Source organism: Bradyrhizobium sp. AS23.2 (assembly GCF_001908185.1).
GTDB lineage: Bacteria > Pseudomonadota > Alphaproteobacteria > Rhizobiales > Xanthobacteraceae > Bradyrhizobium.
Genome location: NZ_LGHM01000286.1, coordinates 1 through 2110, shown reverse-complemented (window position 1 = coordinate 2110; position 2110 = coordinate 1). Strand labels below are relative to the sequence as shown.

The window sequence follows — 2110 nt, the reverse complement described above, 5'->3', positions numbered from 1 at the left end:
GGCGAGCTCCAGGAGCAATTCCGTAATGAGCGCGGCGGAGACTGACGGCACCAGCCCGATCTTGAGCGGGGCGATTGTCTTCTTTTGATAGCCTCGCGCCTGAAGCCGTACGGCCTCCGCGGCGGTAAATATTTTCTCCAGCGTGGGCAAAATCATCTTGCCCAGCTCGGTGAGCTGGGTGAGGTGACGTTCACGGTGAATCAACGCGCCACCGAGTTCTTGCTCCAGCTTGTGTACCGCCTTTGTCAGCGCCGGCTGGGTCACATTGCATTGCTCCGCAGCCCGCGTAAAATTGAGCGTCCTTGCTAGGGCCAAGAAATATCGCACCTGATGAAACTGCAGCTGCATACTCATACTCGAAAGATTTGCCGTGGTGCGGACCGTTCCAGTTCGTTGCCATGGTGGGCAGGGGCGATGGCCAAGCGGTTTGTCGCGGAGGTTCCGAGAAAAAAGGTATTGTGCGCCGGCTCGGAATTGTCGACCCGCGCCTTGCGGAAGGTTTTCTCACTGACGCTGTTTCCTATTAAGCTCAATCCGAGAGTCGGAAACACGGCGTCCGATCAAGCGGAGTCACTTGTCCAGTAGAGGATAGATGAGGATCCAAATGTCCTTCTTGGCACTGGCAATATCGCAGTCGGTGCATTTCCTCCTTTGCTCTAACCTTGGCGGTCTGAGCTTTTGGGCCAGGTTGATTGAAATTGTAGTAGCACCACCCATGGGTGTCGGCATAACGCTTGGTGTCCTTGACGGCCACATCGGCGCCACTAGGGGATGCAGTTAACGCTGGGAATATGGCGCGCATCCTTGTTCTCCGTGACGCTGCTGTGCCTGATGTTCTTCCGGACTAGAGATAGAGCGGATTGATCGCGGCGTTAAGCGCAGTTCTTGTTACAGCGTTCTCATTCTTGCGGTTTGTTGGGTGAGTATTTCATGGCGCTCGCATCTGTAGCGTGTCCAACACTTCAGCGGTCTGGACCGCCGGGTCCACCAAGTGGACTCGAAGAATCTGCCGTGGTCTAGAGGATCGGTCCCGCTAATTCGGACTGCGCGAGTGATCCTTTGAGACGGGTTTCGCTGGGGTGCCGACACGCTAGTCATATCTGTAATCAAGGAGCGTAGTTTGCACTCTTCGCTCGCCAAGTTGACCTGCGGCCCCACGCGTTGACCAGCCGTAACGAGCGCAATCAACATACGACGAGACCGGGAAAGGTGACGGTAGTCAGTCTCAGGCTGCACGCGCGTCGCTCTTGAACTTCGTTCGAATGCTTTTCGATCACCGCTCCCGTGCGACGGCAACTATCCGCAATTCTCTTGAGCGCCGCCTTTTCTTTGTCGATGTCGGGCATCGAACGATCAAGCCAGGGCACGGCGGGATCGGCATTCCTTATCATCACGGACAACGGTCGCTTGATCTTGTGCACCGTCGCGGCGCTACTGCATCTGAACTCACACATGGATGCATGGGACGCGGTGAGGGGAACGCGCCATTTGGCATCTTCGATCACGCCGCAGCAATACTGAGACCCCTCGGCGGTCGATGAGCTAGTTAGCTACAACGCCATGACCAACCCGAAGTCGCCGCGATCTGAGCGTTCGGACTCTTCGTTCCCGCCGGCTGCGCCGAACATGGAAGGAGATGGCTATGAGTGGTTCCAAGGAACAAGCCACGAGCATGGCGATGTCCCCGACGATGAATAGCACGAAGGTGGCGCCGACGCTGAAATCCAGTGGGGACCAGCCCCAGATGTTCTTCCTGAAGGAATATAAGTCGCTGTCCTTTATGGCGATCCGATCCGGCCTGGCGTATTGGCCATCTTAGCCCATCACACTATGCCACGCTTGAATCCGCTAGCGGGGCCATCTGCGTCCACAAGCACAGACCTATCTGCCAGTTCAGGACGACAAGGGGGCGAGCTTCCCCAGCGCATGTGGCCGCTCTCATCGATGGTCGGGGATGCCGACAATGCGATCGTCGCTGGCTTGGCTCGCCCGTGTTCGCCGTCAGAGCCCTTGAGACAAATTGAGGGACTTCACGAAGGGAGGATTTCTGGTTCATCGTAGCCGCAAGGAGMAGCGAAGATGAAGCAGAAATCCGGACCGGGCAAAGCGC

At 57.0% G+C, this 2110-nt stretch carries 3 protein-coding genes; 1 reads left to right on the top strand and 2 read right to left on the bottom strand.

What is annotated here, in order from left to right:
- On the bottom strand, window positions 1-348 hold a 348-nt coding region (locus AC630_RS41275), incomplete at its 3' end, for a LysR family transcriptional regulator (RefSeq protein ID WP_143198731.1).
- Window positions 349-1184: 836 nt separating this feature from the next.
- The gene (locus tag AC630_RS44960; RefSeq protein ID WP_143198730.1) at window positions 1185-1421 is read right to left on the bottom strand and encodes a hypothetical protein; all 237 of its coding nucleotides are present in this window, start codon (window positions 1419-1421) and stop codon (window positions 1185-1187) included.
- 221 nt (window positions 1422-1642) lie between these two features.
- Here AC630_RS44960 and AC630_RS46065 point away from each other — a divergent pair, with 221 nt between their 5' ends.
- Window positions 1643-1819 carry a hypothetical protein gene (locus tag AC630_RS46065; RefSeq protein WP_167561385.1) on the top strand — a complete coding sequence of 59 codons (177 nt, stop codon included), beginning with the start codon at window positions 1643-1645 and terminating at the stop codon, window positions 1817-1819.
- Window positions 1820-2110 lie beyond the last annotated feature (291 nt).

What these genes read in the sequence shown, in the direction of transcription:
- AC630_RS46065 (WP_167561385.1), top strand. Translation starts at nt 1,643, where the DNA reads ATGAGTGGTTCCAAGGAACAAGCCACGAGCATGGCGATGTCCCCGACG.